Here is a 245-nt window from a genome sequence, read left to right as displayed (position 1 = left end):
AGGTTCCAGTCGACAATCAGTTCCGGACGGTCGGAGCTCGGAAAAAACTGCTGTTGAACCATCGACAAGCCGACGATTGATCCAGCGAAGAGGAGGACTGTTGCGGCGATCGTGATCCAGCGCCAGCGCAGGCAGAACTGCAGCAGGCTCGAAAATGCCTTCGCGAACCAGCCCTTGTGCTCGGCATGCTTCTTGATCGCCTTCGGCAGGATCGTCACGCCGATAAGCGGCGTGAACACCACCGC

Annotated in this window: 1 protein-coding gene; it reads right to left on the bottom strand. The window is 58.8% G+C overall.

Features of this window, described 5'->3' with window-relative positions; genetic code table 11:
• On the bottom strand, positions 1 to 245 hold a 245-nt coding region (locus tag PY650_RS37030; RefSeq protein WP_285885083.1), incomplete at both ends, for a hypothetical protein.

This window comes from Martinezella calliandrae (genome assembly GCF_030272695.1).
GTDB classification, from domain to species: domain Bacteria; phylum Pseudomonadota; class Alphaproteobacteria; order Rhizobiales; family Rhizobiaceae; genus Rhizobium; species Rhizobium calliandrae.
The sequence above is the reverse complement of the archived record's forward strand: the minus strand, read 5'-3'. Positions and strand labels throughout refer to the sequence as shown.